The organism is Streptococcus infantis, assembly GCF_047460405.1.
Taxonomy (GTDB): Bacteria; Bacillota; Bacilli; order Lactobacillales; family Streptococcaceae; genus Streptococcus; species Streptococcus infantis_Q.
In genome coordinates this window covers 40,450-59,882 of record NZ_JASHGH010000014.1, presented here as the reverse complement: position 1 = coordinate 59,882, position 19,433 = coordinate 40,450, and the positions used below count along the sequence as shown (strand labels likewise).

The following is a 19,433-nucleotide window of genomic DNA, read 5'->3' as shown; positions in this document are numbered from 1 at the left end:
CTTATTTCTCTAATTCTAATAAAACACTTATAGCAGATAAGGCGTAAAGTGGCGCTGTTTCTGCTCGCAAAATGCGGGGGCCAAGTCCTGCCAAGACTGCTCCTTTAGCTTCAAAACTTTCAATCTCAGCAAGTGACAAACCTCCTTCTGGACCAAAGATGAAGAGCAGTTTTGCTCCTTTTTCTAGTCCAGCAACAGCTTGTATAAGTGCGGCAACTTCTCCTTCTTTAGCCGACTCTTCATAGGCCACCACGATGCGGTCAAACTGGTCAAGTTGGGCTAGAAAGTCTGCCTTTTTCTCAAATAGGGTAATACTTGGGACCGAATTCCGCTTGCTTTGCTCGGCTGCTCCAAGGGCAATTTTTTCTAGTTTCTCGACCTTTTTGCCCAATTTTTTCCCGTCCCACTTGGCAACGGACCATTCAGCAGGGAAGGCCCATATCTGGCTAGCACCTAGCTCTGTCACTTTTTGAGTGATAAACTCCAGCTTATCTCCCTTGGGAAAGCCTGATGCGATGGTCACTTGGACTGGCAGTTCCACATTGTCAGCTAACTCTTGGACCAACTCAAACTGACGATTTTCCACATCCAGCACGCGCGCCAAACGCTTGATACCATCATCAAAGACTAGAGTAACTTCGTCATCCTCCTTTAAGCGCATCACCTGAAACATGTGCTTACTGGTTTCCTTGTCCTCGATGGTGACTGGTGATGTGGCAAGACCTTTTACAAAATACTGTTGCATGCTAGCCTCCAATCACACCTGAAATATCCTTAGTTTTCTTAAAGACGCAGGCATTCCATTCCCCTTGTATCATGTGGGTTTCAAGGAAAAATCCAGCGGACTCAGCCGACTCACGCACCATGTCCCACTTGTCCTTGATAATGCCACTCATGATAAGGTAGCCTTCATCCTTGACCAAGCGATAAGCATCATCCGTCAGATGAATGAGGATATCCGCCAAGATATTAGCCACGATAACATCTGCTTCAATCTCCACGCCCTTAAGCAAATCTCCTGGTGCCACATGGATATTTTCCATGCCTGGGTTGAGCTCAATATTTTCCTGAGCGACACGAACCGCCACATCGTCCAGGTCATAGGCAAAAATTTCCTTGGCACCTAGAAGGGAGCTAGCAATAGAAAGGACCCCTGAACCAGTCCCTACATCCAGGACTGTTTCCCCACCGCGAAGAACCTGCTCCAAGGCAAAAAGGCTCATCTTGGTTGTTGGGTGGGTCCCTGTCCCAAAGGCCATACCAGGATCTAGCTTGATAATCTTCTCGCCTGCTGTCGCCTCATAGTCCGTCCATGACGGCACGATAGTCAAGTCATGAGTGATACGAGCTGGCTCATAATATTTCTTCCAGTTGTCAGCCCAGTCTTCCTCAGCCAAGGCAGTCGTACCAATCTTGACTTCTCCTAAGTCCATAAAGTCGGTCAATTCTGAGAGACGTGTTTGCAAGTCCGCTTCCACCGCTGCTATATCAATCGTATCAGGGTAGTAGGCTGTCACCACGATTTCTTCTTGTTGCTCGACCTCAGGGAAAATCTCTCCAAATCGATCCACATTCCCCACATAGTCCATGCTGTCTTCGATCGCAACACCTTGCGCTCCTAGCTCAATCAAGAGATTAGAGACCAGCTCCTCTCCCTCACGCTTCACTGTAACTTTTAACTCTTGCCATGTTTCCATCATTAAGATACCAAGCCCGTAAAACACAAAGCCAAAATAGGAAACTCTCTGAAGACGCTTGTGTCTAAGAGATGTTTATCTTTTTGGCACAGTGTTTAGGGCTGGTTCAGTTTAGAAATTAAACTGAACCATCCTTTCTATTTCTCTATCAATTTTTTCATGTAGACCATATCCATGCCTTCTTTTTCAGGCTCGATATGGGTTTGACGATAGCCATTTTTCTCGTAGAAGGCGACCATGCCTGCATCCTGTAACACCGTACACAAATCCCATTGTGTGATGGTTGGAAATTCCTTTTCCAGCAATTCCAATCCTTCAGAACCATACCCTTTTCCCTGATACTGGGGCAAAATCGCTGCCGTTCCCAACCAAGCTTTCGTTAACTCGTCATTGGTCTGAATTCGTAAAAAACCAATCTTCTCTTCAGCTTTTTTCACAAAATAGTAATAACTATTGGGACGCTCGCCTAGTTTCCACTTAATGCGTTCACGGTCCTCGAGATAAGGGTCATATTCATCTTGGTATTTGTCATAAACTGCTTTAAAACTAGCTCTTTGAATGGCAATAATCGTTTCTAAATCTTCTGCTCCTGCTCTCTCAAGTCTTATCATAAACTTTCCTCCAAATAATCCCTCAATCTCCCCTGGAGCTGAGGTACTGCCTGTTTAGAAGTGAGAAATTCCTCAATGCTCATCAGTTTGTAAGCCTGTCCTTCATCTCCAAAGGTGATACTATCAAACTGATCCTGACTTAGCTGACCGACCATAAAGACAGACTGCCGACATTCATAGAGCATGCTGGGATAGACCTTGCTCCAAAGCAGACAGTCTTCATCTAAATGAATTCCCAGTTCCTCATAAACTTCACGCGCTGCGCACTCAAAAGGGCTCTCGTCCCCTTCACGGCCCCCACCCGGCAACTCCCACATGTTGGGACAAGGGATATTGTCCTTGTCATCACGTAAGATGGTCAGTAGCTCTTCTCCACAAAATAGAGCAATTTTGCAGCCAGTAAAATCCAAGTGTTTATCCAATAATTCCATGATGATGACCTTTTCTTATCATAACTACTACTCTATAGAAAACCCCTAGCTAGCTTTCTTCAATCACCTTTTGGCACTCTGCATCCCAGTACGCCTGCCATCTGCCATGTTTTTTAGCAAAATAAACCGTAAACTCATCATTTACATAATCTGCAACATAGCGAAGATTAGGAGGATTTTCATCAAAGCTTAATATCCAAGGATGGAAGTAAAAGGTTTTCTCCCACCTCTTCTGAGTATAGCCGAGATTCTTGGCAAACTGAGGGATAGGTTGTTGCGACTCGCTTTCCAAATGGGACTGAATGGCATTGTCAAAACTATTCAAACGAGGTAATAGTTGCTTAAACTGATCTTCCTCCTCAATTTTGAAATCACCTGTAAACTCAAATTCTGCAAAGTCTATAGAAAATTCAAATAATGTGATTTTACCATCCTCAACATAGTGCCCATCTTCATCAACACAACAACGAGTTCCTGACTTCAATACTCGCTCGAAATCTAGATCCGCAAAGCGATTTCGGGGAAGAATATCAACTGACGGCTCAGTTTTTGCAGACCTTCTCCTGAAAAACTGTTTGACTTTTTCTAGCATAGTCTCCCCCTTCTCCTTGAATTAATTATTCAAAAATGTCCACTTAAAATCTTTTCTAATATCTCGGATAAGGATAAAACTCTCCCTCTTCCAAGCCTGCTTTTCCTTCTTCAAAGACTTCTTGGTTCCATTCCATGACAAATTCTTCTGCTTCTGGGTCTTCCAAAAAGTCCATGAGAGCATCTAGTCCAACCTCGGCAGTATCCTTGAGAAATAGGGCAAAATAAGCTAAGAATTCACGAGAAAAACCTTTCTTAGGCAGGTAAGGGATAACTGCCAAATAGTCTTCTGCATTGACTGTTGACTTAGCAGGGTTGTAAAAAAGCACCGCTTCTTCAAAAAGGATATCGTCTGACGACACCTCTCCGTCCTCATCCAGCATCTCCACTCCTGCGGCATTTTGCACCTCTAGCAGAAAACTCACTTCAACCGCGTGGTTGCGCTTGTCCCAACTAATCTCAAAGTCAAAGGGAAAATTCTTCTCCAACTCTTCCTCTAAAACATCTAAAAATCCATATGTTGCCATTTTGTCCTCTTTCTATGCGACTCTTTAATCGCCCCGATTGCTCGGAAATATGCTAAAATAGATACTACCATCTTACCACATATACATCAGAAAATCCACGCTAGAAAGGACTGCTATGCCAGACAATCTCGCGCTTCGCATGCGCCCTAAAACCATAGACCAGGTCATCGGTCAGGAGCATCTGGTCGGACCTGGAAAAATCATCCGTCGCATGGTGGAAGCCAACCGTCTGTCTTCCATGATTCTCTACGGACCTCCAGGCATCGGCAAGACCAGTATTGCCTCTGCCATCGCTGGAACAACAAAGTATGCCTTTCGAACTTTCAATGCGACAGTTGATAGTAAAAAGCGACTGCAAGAAATCGCGGAAGAGGCTAAATTTTCAGGTGGTCTCGTCCTATTACTAGACGAGATTCATAGACTAGATAAAACCAAGCAAGACTTTCTCCTTCCTCTCTTGGAAAGTGGACTAGTCATCATGATTGGGGCTACAACTGAAAATCCTTTCTTTTCTGTCACTCCTGCCATTCGCAGTCGTGTTCAGATTTTTGAGTTGGAACCTCTGTCTAACCAAGACGTCAAAGAGGCCCTGCAGATAGCTCTAAATAACCCTGAACGTGGTTTTGATTTTCCAGTAGAACTAGATGAGGATGCGCTGGATTTCATTGCTACCTCTACAAACGGAGACCTTCGCTCTGCCTTCAACTCACTTGACTTGGCTGTTCTTTCTACTCCCGAAAATGACAAGGGCATCCGCCATATCACTCTAGACATCATGGAAAATAGCCTGCAGCGAAGCTACATCACTATGGATAAGGATGGAGATGGCCACTACGATGTCCTCTCAGCCCTGCAAAAGTCTATCCGTGGCTCAGATGTTGATGCCAGTCTTCACTATGCTGCCCGCTTGATTGAGGCTGGTGATTTGCCAAGTCTCGCTCGTCGTTTGACTGTTATCGCTTATGAAGATATCGGTTTGGCCAATCCTGAAGCCCAGATTCACACCGTGACTGCTCTGGATGCTGCCCAGAAGATTGGTTTCCCAGAAGCCCGTATTCTCATTGCCAATGTCGTGATTGATTTGGCCCTTTCTCCGAAATCCAACTCAGCTTATGTGGCTATGGATAAGGCACTTGCTGACCTCAAAACATCAGGGCACTTGCCTATTCCGCGACACCTGCGTGATGGGCACTACAGTGGAAGCAAGGAACTGGGGAATGCCCAAGACTATCTCTATCCACACAACTACCCTGGAAATTGGGTCAAGCAAGACTATCTACCAGAAAAAATTCGTAATCATCACTATTTCCAAGCAGAAGATACTGGTAAATATGAACGGGCTTTGGCTCAAAGAAAGGAAGCTATCGACCGTTTGCGAAAAATCTGAAATCCTTTTCAAAAAATTGCACTTTCCTCTTGATTTTTTTTGAAAAAGTGGTATTATATAAACATAGAAACGCTGTGGTGTACGACTTCACACTTAAGTGTTGACCGACTATTTTTTGTATTATTAGGGAAACAAAAGTCTTCTAACAGCATGTAGGCCGTCTCACACGGAAACAGCTTCAGTTAGAGCGAGTTGCCCACCTGCTTAATTGCGCGGGTTCAATACAAACCGTGAAGTTTCGGCACCAATACAGCTTTTTTCTTTGCCTCCTTAGCTCAGCTGGCAGAGCAGCGGACTCTTAATCCGTGGGTCACAGGTTCGATCCCTGTAGGGGGCATCTAAATACAACAGGAAAAAGCCTTGTAAATCAAGGCTTTTTTTGCTTGTCTATAACTGATTTACCCCATCATTTGTCCCACATTTTAAATCTATCTTTTCTTTTTGAATCAAATTACATCTTTACAAATAGTGTAAAGCCAGTTACTTTTGCTTTGATGCCATACAATATTTTCATGTAGAGAAGACAAATTTTATCTTCTCTTTTTATTTTCAAAATAATAAAAACTGATTTTCTTTTCATGAATCAGACTGAAACTTCCAAATTTTCCATTTAGTTTATTGATATTTCCTCTAAAAAGGTGTATAATATTTTTATTATCAAACTATACTATACTATATAGGGGGTATTGAAATGAAATTTTCTAATCGTTTACTGCTATTCCTTGCAGGAGTTGTTTTTGTCCTTTTAGGACTTTTCCTATTTACAAACCCAGTAGCTAATCTTGTTGCTTACAGCTGGTGGATTGCATTTGGTTTACTGGTTTCTTCTATAGCAGCTATTTTAGGCTATTTCTCTGTACCAAAAGAGCTTCGCTCACCAGCTCATCTTTTCCAAGGGATTGTTAATCTTCTCTTAGCTCTTTACCTCGTTGCCTATGGCTTTGTGACGCTGCCAGTTGTCATTCCAACTATTTTAGGAATTTGGTTAATTGTAGAAGCCATTATAGCTTTCTTTAAAGGCAATCGTCTGGGATTGATTTTCCCTATTATTGGCAACCATATCATGTGGATAGCGTTGCTTGCATTTTTACTAGGTCTAGTGATTTTGTTCAATCCAGTAGCTACAAGTGTCTTTGTCGTTTATGTCGTTGCCTTTGCATTTTTAATTGTTGGTTTCACCTATATCCTTGATGCCTTTCGTAAATAATCTAGCTGCCATTTTGGGCATATTAAAATAGCTGGGAAGTTACATTCTCAGCTTTTTCTGTTGCCTCCTTAGCTCAGTTGGTAGAGCAGTAGACTCTTAAGCTATGGGGCGCAGGTTCGAGCCCTGCAGGGGGCACATCTAAATCAACAGAAATAAGCCTTGAAACCAAGGCTTTTTTTAACGTCTAATAGCTTTTTGTAGAAAAGTATTTAAAAATAAAAGAGAAGAGAATCTCTCACTCTCTTCTCAGTATATCTTATTAAATTTAGTTTTGCTTAATCTACCTGATTTTCCTTTGCAACGACAAATTCCTTAACCAATCGATAGATAACAGCAAATATCGGTGTAAAGAATATCATCCCAAGTAAGCCAAAGAGATTGCCTCCAATACTAGCAGCCGCAAGCGTGAAAATAGCTGGCAAACCAATAGACTGACCTACAACTCTAGGATAAATAAGGTTTCCTTCAATCAGCTGTATAACTTGATATAGAAGAAGAGAAAGTAAGGCTTGAGTAGGACTCACTGTGAAGATAAAAATCGCTCCCACAACACAAGCAATCATAGGCCCTACATAAGGAATGAACGATAGCACTCCTGCAAAGATACCTGTCATTACTCCATAGGGTATCCCAAACACGCTGTAACCAACCGCTATCATAACTCCTATGATAACTGCTTCAATCAGCTGACTCATCAAAAATTGGTCATAAGTCTCTAGTGCTACTTGTCCAATGTAAGTCAACTTTATCACCACCTTCTCTGGAAGAAAAACTTTTAGAAGTCGACTCGTCATCGCTGCCAAATGTTCCTTACTGGATAAAAATAAAAAGGTGAAGACTATAATCAAAAAGGCATTCATCAAACTTGAAAAAATATTGCCGATATTACTAGTCAGACCTGATAAAAAACCTATCAAAGCTTGGCTAATAGAGCTAGACTGTCCCTGTATGCCTGATACGATAGTTGACAACATGTCTTTGGTTACAAATTCCGAGCTGCCTAGCAATTTCCCAAGTTGAGTAAGGACTGTTGAAAGGACTGTTCCCAGCTGACTAATAGTCTGGGCTAGGGTTGGCAGCACCAAAACCAAAAGAGCAATCACGATTAAGATAAGAGCTAGGAAAACAAGTACCATGGCAATCGGACGACGCAACTCTGCCTTTACCTTCAATTTAACTAAGTACTGTTCAATTTTTTTCATAGGAACATTAAGCACAAAAGCAATAACAGCACCATAAATCAAGGTTGAAGTCACGTCAAAGAAAGAGATTGCTCCTGATATAAAGCTCGATGCATTCAGAATTACAAGAGCAACCAGCCCTATAAAAAGTATTAACGGGGTGTATTTTTTTACTAAGTTCATAAATTCTCCTTAATAAACATGTTTAGATACGACTATACTATTTGGTTTTTCAAACTCTCGATTAAGGTAGGCTTGGTAAGTTCCTGGAGCGATAAATCCTTTGGGTGAGAGGATATCGGTGCCAGCCTGACCGACTATGGTATCAGCCAAGAGCACACAGTTTGTAGATAAGACAAAGTAGGATTTAAACTTAGATTTGATAAATTTATAAAGTTCCCCATCTGTCTCATGTCTGATTTTATAAGCGTAGGTGTAGTCTTCCTTACCATCACCTGTCATGATTTTATCTGCACTTGGCTCCCATGGAATCGTCAGTTGTTTCAATTCAGCCAACTTTTTCTGAACTGCTTTTTCCATTTCAGGCGTCAAATCTATCCCATAACCAAAAAGCGTTTTTTGACTCTCACGTTTACATAGGTCAATGTACTTGTCACGATCACAGAAATATAAGACACCATCTCCTACCATGCCAAATAAGGTCTCAGAAGACGGATCATAGTTGCCATAAGAAATAACACGGCCTTGATAGCAGATATCCACATGACCAATAGCTGAAAACAGGGAGGTCTCAGCTGTATGAACAAAAATTTCTAGCTCTGCTGTCTTACCAGACTTCACTATTCCAAGATGGATATCCTCTCTCTCATCAGCATTTTCCTGCATGAATTTGTTGATTTTTGCTAAAGTTCTTGCAGGGATGAGAGCGGCTAGGACAATAGGTAAGCTAATTCTAATGCGACGTTTGAGATGGTTTTTCCCAATTTCCTCCTCAAACAAGAAACCATCACGGATATTGGACAGACCATAAAGGAAAAAATAAGCCCCTAATACAAAGAGTTGAAAGACAGAATTTCCTGTAGAGGACAAAAGACTAGTCCCACCAAGAAAAACTAGTACGAGTCCATCTAGTAAGAGACGAAAACGAGGTCGAATTTTGTTTTTGCGGTAGAGAACATAGGTGACAAGGTTAATACTAGCATGAAAAATCTGATAAACTCCAATCACAAGAGCCAAAATATAAATCGGCACATCCGTCGCAAGATTGGAGCCAAGCAAATATCCCAGCACTAACAATTTAACCAGTGCAACTCCCAAGGTGTCCGTTGACTGACTTTTTTTGAAAATACGTAATACTAAATCTAAGACCGTTGCTATCCAAGCTAAAAACAGAACCAGTCGAATAACCTTTACTGGCAACCAAGTCCCCGTGACCATCAAGATGAGACCTAGCAGAACAAACAAGAACCCCTGAGCAAGTAATTTCTTACCTGTCAGACCTAAAGATAGAATTTTCGCCATATAAAAACCTTTCAACAATAAAAATTAAACACTCCGATTAAACTGACTAGTAAATAGCCAACACTACAAACAGCCTGTGCCAGCAACATATGGTGACTAGAAATGACTGTAGTAATGTCACCATCTTGTCTTATGCACTTCTAAAATTTGTTATATTGATTAGAAGCCAGAGCTTATAAAAACTAGCTAAACTCGAGAGATAGACACAATTGCGACGAAAAAATGTATAACCAATTCAACTTGTTAAGGTAAGAAAGCATTATTTCCAATCTATTAATTATTCATCTATTACCTATTATGACACAATATTCCCTATAGTTCAACTTTTTACTTATTTCAATAGTTTTGATTATTTTCAACATGAAAACTCTTCAAAAATTATGCAGGGGCATCTAAACAACAGGAAAAAGTCTTGGAATCAAGGCTTTTTTACTTGTCAAATCAATCTCATCCATACTTTTCACCACTCAAAAAGCGAGCCGTCGATTTGGCTCACTTTTTCTTTTTTCATTCTTAATTTCGGTAAAAATGACTATCTTTGTCGCTTGGTGATTGGCCGATTGCCAAGACGTCTTGGCTACCATCCGTACCAGTTAATTCATTTGCTACGCCTGCTGGGGTAAAGATAAGGCGTGCTCCTTCTCCACCACCAACAAGATGAATTCCTGTCAAATAGTAACCGTCCTTCTCCTCTACTTTGTCCATCTCATATTTAAAGGTGCCTTTTGAGCTTTGAATGGTCACGATTCCATCCGCTGTGACTGTAGCAGTTGTTCCAGCATAATTCTCCCAAGTTCCAAGGAATTTAGAATAATCTTTTTGATTTTCCGCCTTTGTCTCAGTTTGAGTAGCTGTAGCGCTTGAAGAACTTGTCTCAGACTTCTGCTCCTCTTTTTGACTAGCTTCTGTTTTACTTGATGACTCCTTAGTTACTTTAGAGGATGAAGCCTCTTTGCTTGAAGATGCTGTAGTTTTTTCAGCATTTCCTCCACAAGCAGCTAATGTTAAGACCGCCAGCAAAGCAAGAGCTGAAAGACTAGTGTAACGCAATGTTTTGTTTTTCATAAAAATCTCCTTTTGAAATGATGACCCAGTTTAGTCTGAATCTAAAATGGCTAGTCCGAAATTACATATATTTTTGACGGCTAACCTGTAGTTTTCAGTGTATCATTTATTTGTCTATAATTCAATAGTTATTTTGGTAACTTTGTGTAAGATCAAGCAAAAAACTGATCCAAGAATGAATCAGTCTCTCTTTATATCTTCTTTGATTTTTTAATAGCTTTAATAGATAAACATGGCATCGCCAAAGCTAAAGAAACGGTATTTTTCATCGATAGCATGCTGATAGGCTTCGAGGACCAATTCACGGCCTGCAAAGGCAGAAACGAGCATAACCAATGTTGATTTAGGCAAGTGGAAATTAGTAGAAAAAGCATCCACCACTTTCCAATCATAGCCAGGCTTGATAAAGATATTGGTCCAGCCAGAATCGGCCTGGATTTGGCCGTCAAACTTGCTTCCGATAGTCTCTAGTGTACGGATAGAGGTTGTCCCCACAGCAATGACACGGCCACCATTTTCCTTGACCTGTCGCAAGGTCGCTGCAGCTTCCTCAGACAATTGGTAAAACTCTGAGTGCATCTCGTGTTCATCCAAATTATCTACTGAAACAGGTCTAAAGGTCCCAAGTCCAACGTGCAAGGTCAGATAGACTAGGCGAACCCCTTTTTGCTGGATTTCTTCCAGTAATTCCTTGGTAAAATGGAGACCTGCAGTCGGGGCTGCTGCTGATCCACTCTCCTTGGCATAGACTGTCTGGTAACGTTCACGGTCATCCAACTTTTCATGGATATAAGGAGGCAAGGGCATTTCTCCAAGACTTTCAAGTACTTCTAGGAAAATTCCTTCATACTCAAAACGGACAATACGGCCACCATGGGTTAATTCCTCAGTCACAACTGCGCTTAGTCGACCATCACCAAAGACAACACGGGCGCCGACCTTGAGACGTTTAGCAGGTTTTGCCAAGACTTCCCATTCGTCTCCTGCTGTATTTTTCAAGAGCAAGAGTTCAACATGGCCCCCTGTTTCTTCCTTTTGACCATGAAGTCGAGCTGGTAAGACACGGGTATCATTCATAACCAGCGCATCACCTGGCTCTAACATTTCGATAATAGAGTGAAAGTGGCGATCTTGAAATTCACCTGTTTTGCGATTGACCATCAAGAGTTTAGAGGCATCGCGCTTTTCCAAAGGAGTCTGAGCAATCAACTCCTCAGGCAAGTGAAAATCAAAATCATTGGTATTCATTGTAGTCATATTTCCTTTTCTTTTCTAATGTAGTTACGATTAGCTATCAAAACGAACTTCTTCAAGTAGGTACTCGATGAAACGTTCACCCATCTTGGACAAGCTAGTTTTCTCATGCTGGATATAAACCAGTTCAATGGGATCATCAATATCTAGAGGAATGGAAACAATATTGTCTCCATTAAGATTACTATTGAGGATACCTGTCGCGATGGTATAGCCGTCCAAACCAATCAAGAGATTGAACAAGGTCGCACGGTCACTAACCACGATGGATTTCTTGTGGTGTTCTTGTGACAAAATCTCTTCTGAGAAATAGAAGGAATTATGGGTTCCTTGGTCATAGCTCAAGTAAGGGAAGTCTTCTAGGTCTGCCAACTGCACCTTGTCTTTTTTGGCAAGAGGGTTGGTCTTGCTGACAAAGATATGGGGTTGGGCTGTAAAGAGATGGTGGGCAACCAGATGGTTATCATCCAACATCTTCGAAAGAACGTCCCGGTTATAGCTATTTAAAAAGAGAACTCCCACTTCACTTCGGAAGTTCTTGACGTCGTCGATGATCTCCCAGGTTCTGGTTTCACGCAAAAAAAGCTCGTACTTTTCCATATCGCTTTTCTTGAGCAAGGAAACAAAGGCATTAACTACAAAGGCATAGTGTTGTGAAGACACACTAAAAAGCTCGCGATGAGCGATTGGGTTCTTATAGCGTTCTTCTAGAAGTTGAGTTTGCTCGACAACCTGACGGGCATAGGATAGAAACTCCATCCCATCACGTGTAAGGGTGATTCCTTTAGGATTGCGGATAAAAATCTCAATCCCCATCTCATTTTCTAGGTCACGAACTGCATTTGAAAGACTAGGTTGTGTAATAAAGAGTTGCTTGGCAGCCTCATTCATCGAACCAGTCTCTACGATTTTGATAATATAGTGTAATTGTTGAATTCTCATGCTTTTATTGTACCATACTTGAGGCAATATAAAAAGAACCAGTCACTGAAAGGTCTATGGCTAAGCTTAGATGAGTGCTTTCAAATGACTTTATCTAGCACTTTAAAAAGAGGTTGAAACAATTCCAACCTCCTTTAATCTTTATTATTATACAAGCTTTTTAATCGAAACTTAGCTTCCTCTTTCCCAAAAAATGGCTAGCAGAATCATAGCCCCGAGAACTGATGGGATAATGGCTGTACCGCTTAGGCTTGGTCCCCAAGAACCAAAGATTAATTGTCCTAAAAAGGCACCAATCCAGCCGAGAAACATTTTCCCGAAGCAGCCCATGCGTTCGCCACGATTGGTGATAGCTCCTGCTAGTAGTCCGATTAAAAGCCCGACAAACATACTTCCAATCATAGTTTCTCCTTAAATTGCCCAATCTCCATTGCGAAAGAGGGGTACGCGTGTTCCATCCTCACGGATACCATCGATATCCATTTGGCTCGAACCAATCATAAAGTCAACGTGAACATCAGAACGGTTAAGTCCTGCAGCTTCAAGCTCTTCTTCACTCATCTCTGCTCCACCAACAACGCTAGTTGCGTAAGCTGCACCAATAGCCAAGTGGTTAGAAGCATTTTCATCGAAAAGAGTGTTAAAGAAGGTAATCCCTGACTGAGAAATTGGACTTGGATCTGGTACCAAGGCACACTCACCCAAGGCACGCGCACCAGCATTCTTAAAGACAAGGTCCTTCATAACTTGATCACCCTTCTCAGCAGTGATATCAACGATTTGACCATTTTCAAAGGTCACCTTGATGCCTTCGATAATATTTCCATTGTAGCTAAGAGGTTTTGTAGAAGTGACATAACCATCTGCACGACGGAAATCAGGAGCTGTAAAGACTTCTTCTGTTGGCATATTTGGCAAGAATCCTTCGCCTTGAGCATTGATCGCTCCGGCAGATTCCCAAACGTGGTTCTTAGGCAAGCCAAGTGTCAAATCAGTTCCAGGAGCAGTGTAGTGAAGAGCTGAGAATTGCTCTTTATTCAGCATTTCCGCCTTGCTCTTGAGGATAGCAGCATGTTTTTCCCAAGCTTTAACTGGATCTTCTTCGTAGATACGGCAAGTTTTGAAGATTTGGTCCCAAAGGAGATCGACTGCTTCTTCGTCGCTTGCAGCATTTGGAAAGACCTTCTTAGCCCACTCTAGTCCAGCAGCAGCTGCTACAGTCCAGCTAACCTTGTTAGATTGAGTTGCGATACGCATTGGCTTCATGGCAATTCCCATAGCTTTTGCAGAAGCTGAGAGCTTTTCCCCATCCACTCCGTTCAAGGCACCTGGGTCAGAAGAACGAACACCGAGACGACTTGCTTTGTTTTCAAGAAGGTAGTTCATCTCAGCAATCTTGTATTCTGGTACATTGTCCAAACGCTCCATCGGCGCGTGAAGGAATTTCTCACGGTTTACAAAGTCATCTGCCCATTGAACGATAACTTCGTGCGCTCCAAGTGCATAGGCTTCTTTAACGATCAAGTGAGCCAACTCACGTTGCTCCACATCGATTGAGAGAGCCAAAGTGTGACCAGGTTGCACGTTCACTCCGTTTGCAACCAAAAGCTTAGCGTATTTTTCTAGATTTTCTTTAAAATTTGGTAAAACCATTCTGTTTTCTCTTTTCTATTTTTATTTCAAATCTTTGAGCATATTTGTCTTACTCAAAATTCTTCCCTTACTAGTATATCACATATGATGTAAATTTAAAAACAAGCCTAATAAAGCTTGTTTTTATTTAACTATCACAAAAGTCGTGTACATATCTTTCCACTTCTTTTTCCATAGATTGAATCTCACAAATATCCCATCTATTGTTTTTAGAAGTTATTTCTGCCATCATCTGTAATTTTAAGCTCTGACGATGGAATATCCCTTCTCTTTCCCATTGTTCTAATTTAGCCTCTGGATAGGAATTTCCAAACCGGGAGTTCTGACTATCGGTAATAATACAAAGGTTACCAAAAGAATGTAAAAACTCAGCAGGTAATTGTCTCTCTCCATCATGTCCATTTGGATTCTGAGGATACCAATGCTCTATTGAGCGACGATAAGCAAATTTAAAATCTCCAAACTCAATATCGTAATCTTTCTTCAATTCTTCACGATTTTTCCATAAAACATAATCTACAAAATTAAAAGCATAAACAGGAATTGCCCCATATTTTTTGATACTTTTATCTTCGGTAAACAATCTTTCCTCAGCATATCTCACTGCCATTTTTTCAAGAAATTCTTTAAAATGAGCACCAAATTCTTGATCATTTAGTTCTTCAATATGTCTGAAGAGAAATTGTAAAATCTCATATAACCAACGACTATCACGATTAGCAGTAAAGGTCACAGCAAACATAGATTGAAGAAGAATAATATTTTTGTTAATTTCCGAATCTGAAAATGTATTCTTAGTAAAGCGTTCTTCAACTATGTAATGCTCTTTCGCTTTTCCATTAGGTTGATATTCATAATAAGTCCCCTTCTGCAAAAACCATTCATCCTTATTTCTGCTTGAAGAATCCATATTTGAATTTCTAACGATGTAATTATCAAAAATATGTTTTATTTTAAGAAGAAATTCACTGAATTCAATAATCCAAGTCTTATTTTTATTTTTTATATCAAATAGAGCTAAAAGTTTCTTGTCGTCTAACTGAACCTCATTGGTATCCTTACCTTCCCAAATTGCCAATACATGGAGTAGGAAGGTTGGAAAATCGATAACTTGGGTATAATCACCAAAATCTTTTTCTACTTCTATATTTTTTTCATTTATCTTTTTTCCTAATATATCTGATAACTTTCTTCTTTCATTTTGATAAAAATCAATATCATCATAAATATTATGAAATGAGTAATTTGTAAAATGCCATCCAAAAATACGTTCGCGTTCTTGAAAATCATCTGCTCTCTTCCGTCGCATCTTAAATTGACTTGATACTGGCTTATCAAACTCTGCACAGGCATCCCAAATTCTTGCAAACTTTTGAGCCATTTCTTGATCTGTACCGAATTTAGCCATCATTTGCGCCTTGAGAATCTCATGAGCCTCTAGTTGTTCTCCTCGAGAGTTGAAACGTTCGAAATAAAGATTCAAATCTAAATCTTCAGGAAGTATACTCCGAAAAATGATGACATTCTCAAAAAGATAATCAACGAAAGACTGTGGATTAAGCTGGCGCTCTTCTAGCACTTTTTTCAATGCATCTTTAGCATGCCCATAACCTCTAGTTAATTCATTTTCATCGTCCTCAGAGATTTTTTGCTTAGTAAATAGTTTTTGAATATTCTCATTTGATTTCTTCCTAGCTGGAAAGGTAAGATTGACAGCTTTCAATCTATCAAAACCAAACTCATGCTTCAAAACTAAGGCAATCAAATTAAGGGCTGTTGTCCGTTGTTGCCCATCTATGATTTTGAAAATGTCATTCTCTTTATTAACGACTAATGTTCCAATATAGTAATTGTCTCTATTTTCTTGAAAAGCATCTGCTACGTCGTTCAATAACTGCTCAATTTCATCATAAGTCCAGGCAAAATTTCTCTGATAAAGAGGAATAGCATAGGTATCTTCATTTAACAAACGATTAACAGATAAGCTTATATGTGTTTCTACCATTTATCTTTTTCCTCTTCTATAATTTGTTCCACAGTATAATTTTCAAATAATTCTCTATCTATCTTGACCATGAAATCATTAGGAGTCACAGCATGGGATAAAAGTTGAAATAGCTTTTGAGCCTCTTTTTGTCTAAAACTTCCACCAGCGGCGTATTTCCCTACCGTTGCATCATATATAGCTTTAGACTTAACTCGAGGGTAATAAGACCAAATAAACAAGGTCTCTATTATCTCCTTTGATAGCTCATCTTTTCCAAATCTCTCTGCAAAAAGAGAGCAAATATTTAGAAACAGATTGTAGCATTTGAGATAGCGTCCCTTTGAGCTATTGTAAATGTTCAACATGCCTTCTGGGTAAGCTACATTTTTTTCTCCCTCTTCAGGCTCATCAGAAAATCCTAACCTTTCATTTAAAAAATCTTTATGATCTTTAATAGTTTCATGAGCAGATTCAATATACTCAAAAAATTTACTTCCGTCAATGATTGGCATAGTAATCGAAAGAGGAAATTTTTCAATATGACGATACAATTCTAGGTATGGAAACTTCTGATTCAAATCAACGCCTTTAAAATCATCAATAAAATCCTCTGTAAAACGGAGATAAGATCCATAACGCTTGTTTGTCAATCCTGTCTCTCCTCGCGACCAACGTCTCATACGAAAAAGATGTTTATCAAACAACTCTTTGAGACTTAAATCTTTATCTTCTACAAATTGCTCCCACTTTTCAACAATCTTTTCATCTTCTGAATCTTGCTTGCGAAGATGATAGGCTTTGAGCAAATCATGAGGTTCTAGAGATTTTCCACGATTATTCTGAGAATCAAATAGCTGAAAGGCTTCTGATAATCGTTCTTGGGGCATAGTAATCACAGATACAGCACAGTTTTCCAATAAAAAGTTGCAAATATCTTTTGCCTGATTTTCCCCAACTAATTGAGTCAAATTTTTCCACTCATTATAATTTTCACTCGCATGATAGCAAGATATCTCTCCAAATTCAGCAGCACTCAACAGTTGATTAGCACCCTTATAATTCTCTAAATCATCTAATAAATGAAGAAACAAAGAAATTGAAATTAGCCGTTGCTGTCCATCGACAATATCTAAGTGTCCATCATTTTCATGCAAGATAACGGAGCCTATCTGATATTCCTTTTTCCCCATAGCATCTCGTAGATCATAAAAAAGATTACGGATATGCTTTCTGTTCCATTTATAAGGTCTTTGATAAGAAGGAATCCGCAAATCCTCTTCTTTCAATAGTTCTCCAACTTTTTTAGAAGTAAATTGAATACTCATTTTATCCGCCTTTATAGTATTTTAAAAAAACTACAAATTCATATGAATCTGTAGTTAAGAGTGGCTAATTCTTTTGAATAACACTTGTATTAGGAATATTTTTTGAATACTGTTCTGCTGCTTCCTTTGTCCAAAATCCTTGTGCAATCATGTTGCCAAACTGATCAATAACAATCCATTCAGTCATATCTCCATCACCTTTCTACTTCTTTATTAATTATATATTAATCATTAGAGGTAGTATAGCATATAAAAATTGTAAAATCAATATTGTCTATGTAGAACATAATATTATTTTTCTCAATTTAAGACCAACTACAATAAATTTTCTATATTTGAGAATACCAGTATATAATTACAGGAGTAAAATAGTACGATTTTTAGCAAATTTCGTTCTGTCCTACTTCTGAAAAGATAGTGTAACATTCTTCCGAACTTAGAAAATGAACAATTAAATCAATCAGTTACTGCATCTTGTAATTATGACTTTTGTTCATTTAAGATTGATAACGTTTGAATAAAAATCATTTATCCATAGTTCTCCAACTTTTTTAGAAGTAAATTGAATACTCATTTTATCCTCATCTATATTTATCTATCATTTCTTGAACGGTCCGCTTCATATCCTCTACTAAAATCCAAGGAGACAAAACAGTAACTGCTTCCCCTTGTCCCAGCAACCAGCGTTTAAGACCCGGTGTATGCTGACTTTCAAACTTAAAATGAGTCCAGCTACCATTTTTCCCAACTATTTTTGCATTTGGGAATTGATCCATCACAATAGTAGGATCGTACAAGAACTCGATCTCAATACTGATTTTCTTCCCGATAAAAGCGTCTACTCTCTCGTTACGAATGTCTCCATCTCTAAATTTATCTCGATAAGAAATAGAGGGTTTCTCTATATCACTATGAGACCAGGACTGGATACGGTCTACTCTTAAAGTAATATAAGTCTCATATTTCAACTGGTATACAACCAGATAGAAATAATGACTATCATAATAAAGAGAGACTGGCAAAACAGTCTGCTTCTTAGAAGACTCAGAATACGGGTTTTGATAGATAATATCTAGAACCTGTTCATGCAAAATAGCTTCCGATAAATCCCAAATTTTCTCTACTCTATCTTGCTGATCCGTTAAGGGAGTATAGTTAAGTTTTTCACTGCCAATGATCTGCTCAATTTCTTTCTGGTCATCACGAGGAACTAAGGCAAGTAAATTTTTTAGTAAGCTATCAATTTCTGGTTTATTCAGTGCTCGATTTTCCAATAAAATCTTTGAAATAACGAGAATATCCTCTTTATTAAAAACTGACTTACTTGATAGGCTATACTTATTCGTTTTACGACTATAAAACAATTCTCCACTAAAATCGGGATGACTGGATAAAATATCACGGAGTAGCGAAAAATCTCTCTGTATCGTCTTTTCACTAACCTCAAATTCCTGGGCTAATTGCTTTTTTCCTAACGGAGTCCCAAACTGTAAGCGTAAAAAGATTGTTAGTAGTCTCTCTTGATCATTCATCTAATGTCCTTTTTGTTAATCTTCAAGCGATGTTAGACACGCTGTCATCCCCCATTTAAAACGCACAATCAAACTAGAAGGTACATTTTCCAATTGATCTGGTTCAGTGTCACTAGAGAAAACCATTTGTTTATTCTTAAAATGTTGAGAATTAAAAAGATTAAAAAATTTTTCTTGAATAAGAATATCCTTTTCTCCCAATACCTGAATATCATCTACGATTAGGAGATCAAACTCCTCATTTCTAACTTTTTGTATTTCTAGCTCATTTTCCAATAAGTTTACGGCAGAAATGTATTTTACTCGTTTTTCTGGATTATTTTCAAGAACCTTATTACCAATTGCTTGCAGGAGATGTGTTTTTCCTGAACCTGATTCCCCATAAATATAAAGGGGATTATATTGGGGATTATATTTTAATCCTAGGTTCTCAACTACTGCTAAGGCTCCTTTCTTTGCTAAATCATTACCATCTTTTTCTACAAAATTTTCAAATTGATATTTGTTATTTAAGCCTGTATTGTTCATCATTTAAACCTCTTTCTTTTTTATAGTATAAGT

Annotated in this window: 20 protein-coding genes and 2 tRNA genes; 4 read left to right on the top strand and 18 right to left on the bottom strand. The window is 39.3% G+C overall.

What is annotated here, in order from left to right; all coding sequences use genetic code 11:
• Window position 1: 1 nt before the first annotated feature.
• The 6 genes from QM928_RS07360 to QM928_RS07335 all read right to left on the bottom strand — a co-directional run bounded on the left by QM928_RS07360 (window position 2) and on the right by QM928_RS07335 (window position 3,857).
• Window positions 2–745 (bottom strand): 16S rRNA (uracil(1498)-N(3))-methyltransferase, encoded by a 744-nt coding sequence (locus QM928_RS07360; RefSeq protein WP_414294874.1) that lies wholly within the window; start codon window positions 743–745, stop codon window positions 2–4.
• Between the two features lies 1 nt (window position 746).
• A complete protein-coding gene (gene prmA / locus QM928_RS07355) occupies window positions 747–1,697 on the bottom strand; it encodes a 50S ribosomal protein L11 methyltransferase (protein WP_414294905.1) in 951 nt (316 codons plus the stop codon).
• A 137-nt stretch (window positions 1,698–1,834) separates the two neighbouring features.
• A complete protein-coding gene (locus QM928_RS07350; protein ID WP_414294875.1) occupies window positions 1,835–2,308 on the bottom strand; it encodes a GNAT family N-acetyltransferase in 474 nt (157 codons plus the stop codon).
• Complete coding sequence (locus QM928_RS07345; protein WP_414294876.1) at window positions 2,305–2,739, bottom strand: NUDIX hydrolase; 435 nt, start codon at window positions 2,737–2,739, stop codon at window positions 2,305–2,307. Before QM928_RS07345 ends, QM928_RS07350 begins: the two co-directional genes overlap by 4 nt.
• 49 nt (window positions 2,740–2,788) lie before the next feature.
• Window positions 2,789–3,331: a hypothetical protein gene (locus tag QM928_RS07340; protein ID WP_414294877.1), complete on the bottom strand. Its 543-nt coding sequence runs from the start codon at window positions 3,329–3,331 to the stop codon at window positions 2,789–2,791.
• A gap of 55 nt (window positions 3,332–3,386) precedes the next feature.
• Window positions 3,387–3,857, bottom strand: coding sequence for a DUF3013 family protein (locus tag QM928_RS07335; RefSeq protein ID WP_414294878.1), 471 nt, complete (start codon window positions 3,855–3,857; stop codon window positions 3,387–3,389).
• A gap of 115 nt (window positions 3,858–3,972) precedes the next feature.
• Between QM928_RS07335 and QM928_RS07330 the strand changes: the two genes are divergently transcribed.
• The 4 genes from QM928_RS07330 (at window position 3,973) to QM928_RS07315 (ending at window position 6,586) form a co-directional block, all read left to right on the top strand.
• Window positions 3,973–5,244, top strand: coding sequence for a replication-associated recombination protein A (locus QM928_RS07330; RefSeq protein ID WP_125442973.1), 1,272 nt, complete (start codon window positions 3,973–3,975; stop codon window positions 5,242–5,244).
• Window positions 5,245–5,508: 264 nt separating this feature from the next.
• Window positions 5,509–5,581: transfer RNA gene (locus QM928_RS07325), tRNA-Lys, on the top strand.
• Window positions 5,582–5,935: 354 nt separating this feature from the next.
• The gene (locus QM928_RS07320) at window positions 5,936–6,451 is read left to right on the top strand and encodes a DUF308 domain-containing protein (RefSeq protein WP_000672739.1); all 516 of its coding nucleotides are present in this window, start codon (window positions 5,936–5,938) and stop codon (window positions 6,449–6,451) included.
• Window positions 6,452–6,513: 62 nt separating this feature from the next.
• A tRNA-Lys gene (locus QM928_RS07315) sits at window positions 6,514–6,586 on the top strand.
• Between the two features lie 140 nt (window positions 6,587–6,726).
• Here the strand turns inward: QM928_RS07315 and QM928_RS07310 are convergent.
• From QM928_RS07310 to QM928_RS07255, 12 genes are all read right to left on the bottom strand, one after another.
• A complete protein-coding gene (locus tag QM928_RS07310) occupies window positions 6,727–7,815 on the bottom strand; it encodes an AI-2E family transporter (protein WP_084881667.1) in 1,089 nt (362 codons plus the stop codon).
• A gap of 9 nt (window positions 7,816–7,824) precedes the next feature.
• Window positions 7,825–9,114 carry a DUF308 domain-containing protein gene (locus QM928_RS07305; protein ID WP_414294879.1) on the bottom strand — a complete coding sequence of 430 codons (1,290 nt, stop codon included), beginning with the start codon at window positions 9,112–9,114 and terminating at the stop codon, window positions 7,825–7,827.
• Between the two features lie 513 nt (window positions 9,115–9,627).
• On the bottom strand, window positions 9,628–10,179 hold the full coding sequence (locus QM928_RS07300; protein ID WP_414285161.1) for a DUF6287 domain-containing protein: 552 nt from the start codon (window positions 10,177–10,179) through the stop codon (window positions 9,628–9,630).
• A 219-nt stretch (window positions 10,180–10,398) separates the two neighbouring features.
• Complete coding sequence (gene queA, locus QM928_RS07295; protein ID WP_414294906.1) at window positions 10,399–11,427, bottom strand: tRNA preQ1(34) S-adenosylmethionine ribosyltransferase-isomerase QueA; 1,029 nt, start codon at window positions 11,425–11,427, stop codon at window positions 10,399–10,401.
• A gap of 39 nt (window positions 11,428–11,466) precedes the next feature.
• On the bottom strand, window positions 11,467–12,375 hold the full coding sequence (locus QM928_RS07290; protein ID WP_025171295.1) for a LysR family transcriptional regulator: 909 nt from the start codon (window positions 12,373–12,375) through the stop codon (window positions 11,467–11,469).
• 171 nt (window positions 12,376–12,546) lie between these two features.
• Window positions 12,547–12,777 (bottom strand): GlsB/YeaQ/YmgE family stress response membrane protein, encoded by a 231-nt coding sequence (locus tag QM928_RS07285; RefSeq protein WP_049504434.1) that lies wholly within the window; start codon window positions 12,775–12,777, stop codon window positions 12,547–12,549.
• 9 nt (window positions 12,778–12,786) lie between these two features.
• A complete protein-coding gene (locus QM928_RS07280) occupies window positions 12,787–14,028 on the bottom strand; it encodes an aminopeptidase (RefSeq protein ID WP_414294880.1) in 1,242 nt (413 codons plus the stop codon).
• A 127-nt stretch (window positions 14,029–14,155) separates the two neighbouring features.
• The gene (locus tag QM928_RS07275) at window positions 14,156–16,033 is read right to left on the bottom strand and encodes a DUF262 domain-containing protein (protein WP_414294881.1); all 1,878 of its coding nucleotides are present in this window, start codon (window positions 16,031–16,033) and stop codon (window positions 14,156–14,158) included.
• On the bottom strand, window positions 16,027–17,340 hold the full coding sequence (locus tag QM928_RS07270) for a DUF262 domain-containing protein (protein ID WP_414294882.1): 1,314 nt from the start codon (window positions 17,338–17,340) through the stop codon (window positions 16,027–16,029). Before QM928_RS07270 ends, QM928_RS07275 begins: the two co-directional genes overlap by 7 nt.
• A gap of 64 nt (window positions 17,341–17,404) precedes the next feature.
• A complete protein-coding gene (locus QM928_RS07265; RefSeq protein ID WP_257375148.1) occupies window positions 17,405–17,527 on the bottom strand; it encodes a hypothetical protein in 123 nt (40 codons plus the stop codon).
• Window positions 17,528–17,921: 394 nt separating this feature from the next.
• The gene (locus QM928_RS07260; RefSeq protein WP_414294883.1) at window positions 17,922–18,872 is read right to left on the bottom strand and encodes a helix-turn-helix transcriptional regulator; all 951 of its coding nucleotides are present in this window, start codon (window positions 18,870–18,872) and stop codon (window positions 17,922–17,924) included.
• 15 nt (window positions 18,873–18,887) lie between these two features.
• Window positions 18,888–19,403, bottom strand: coding sequence for a DnaA ATPase domain-containing protein (locus QM928_RS07255; protein WP_414294884.1), 516 nt, complete (start codon window positions 19,401–19,403; stop codon window positions 18,888–18,890).
• Between the last annotated feature and the right edge of the window lie 30 nt (window positions 19,404–19,433).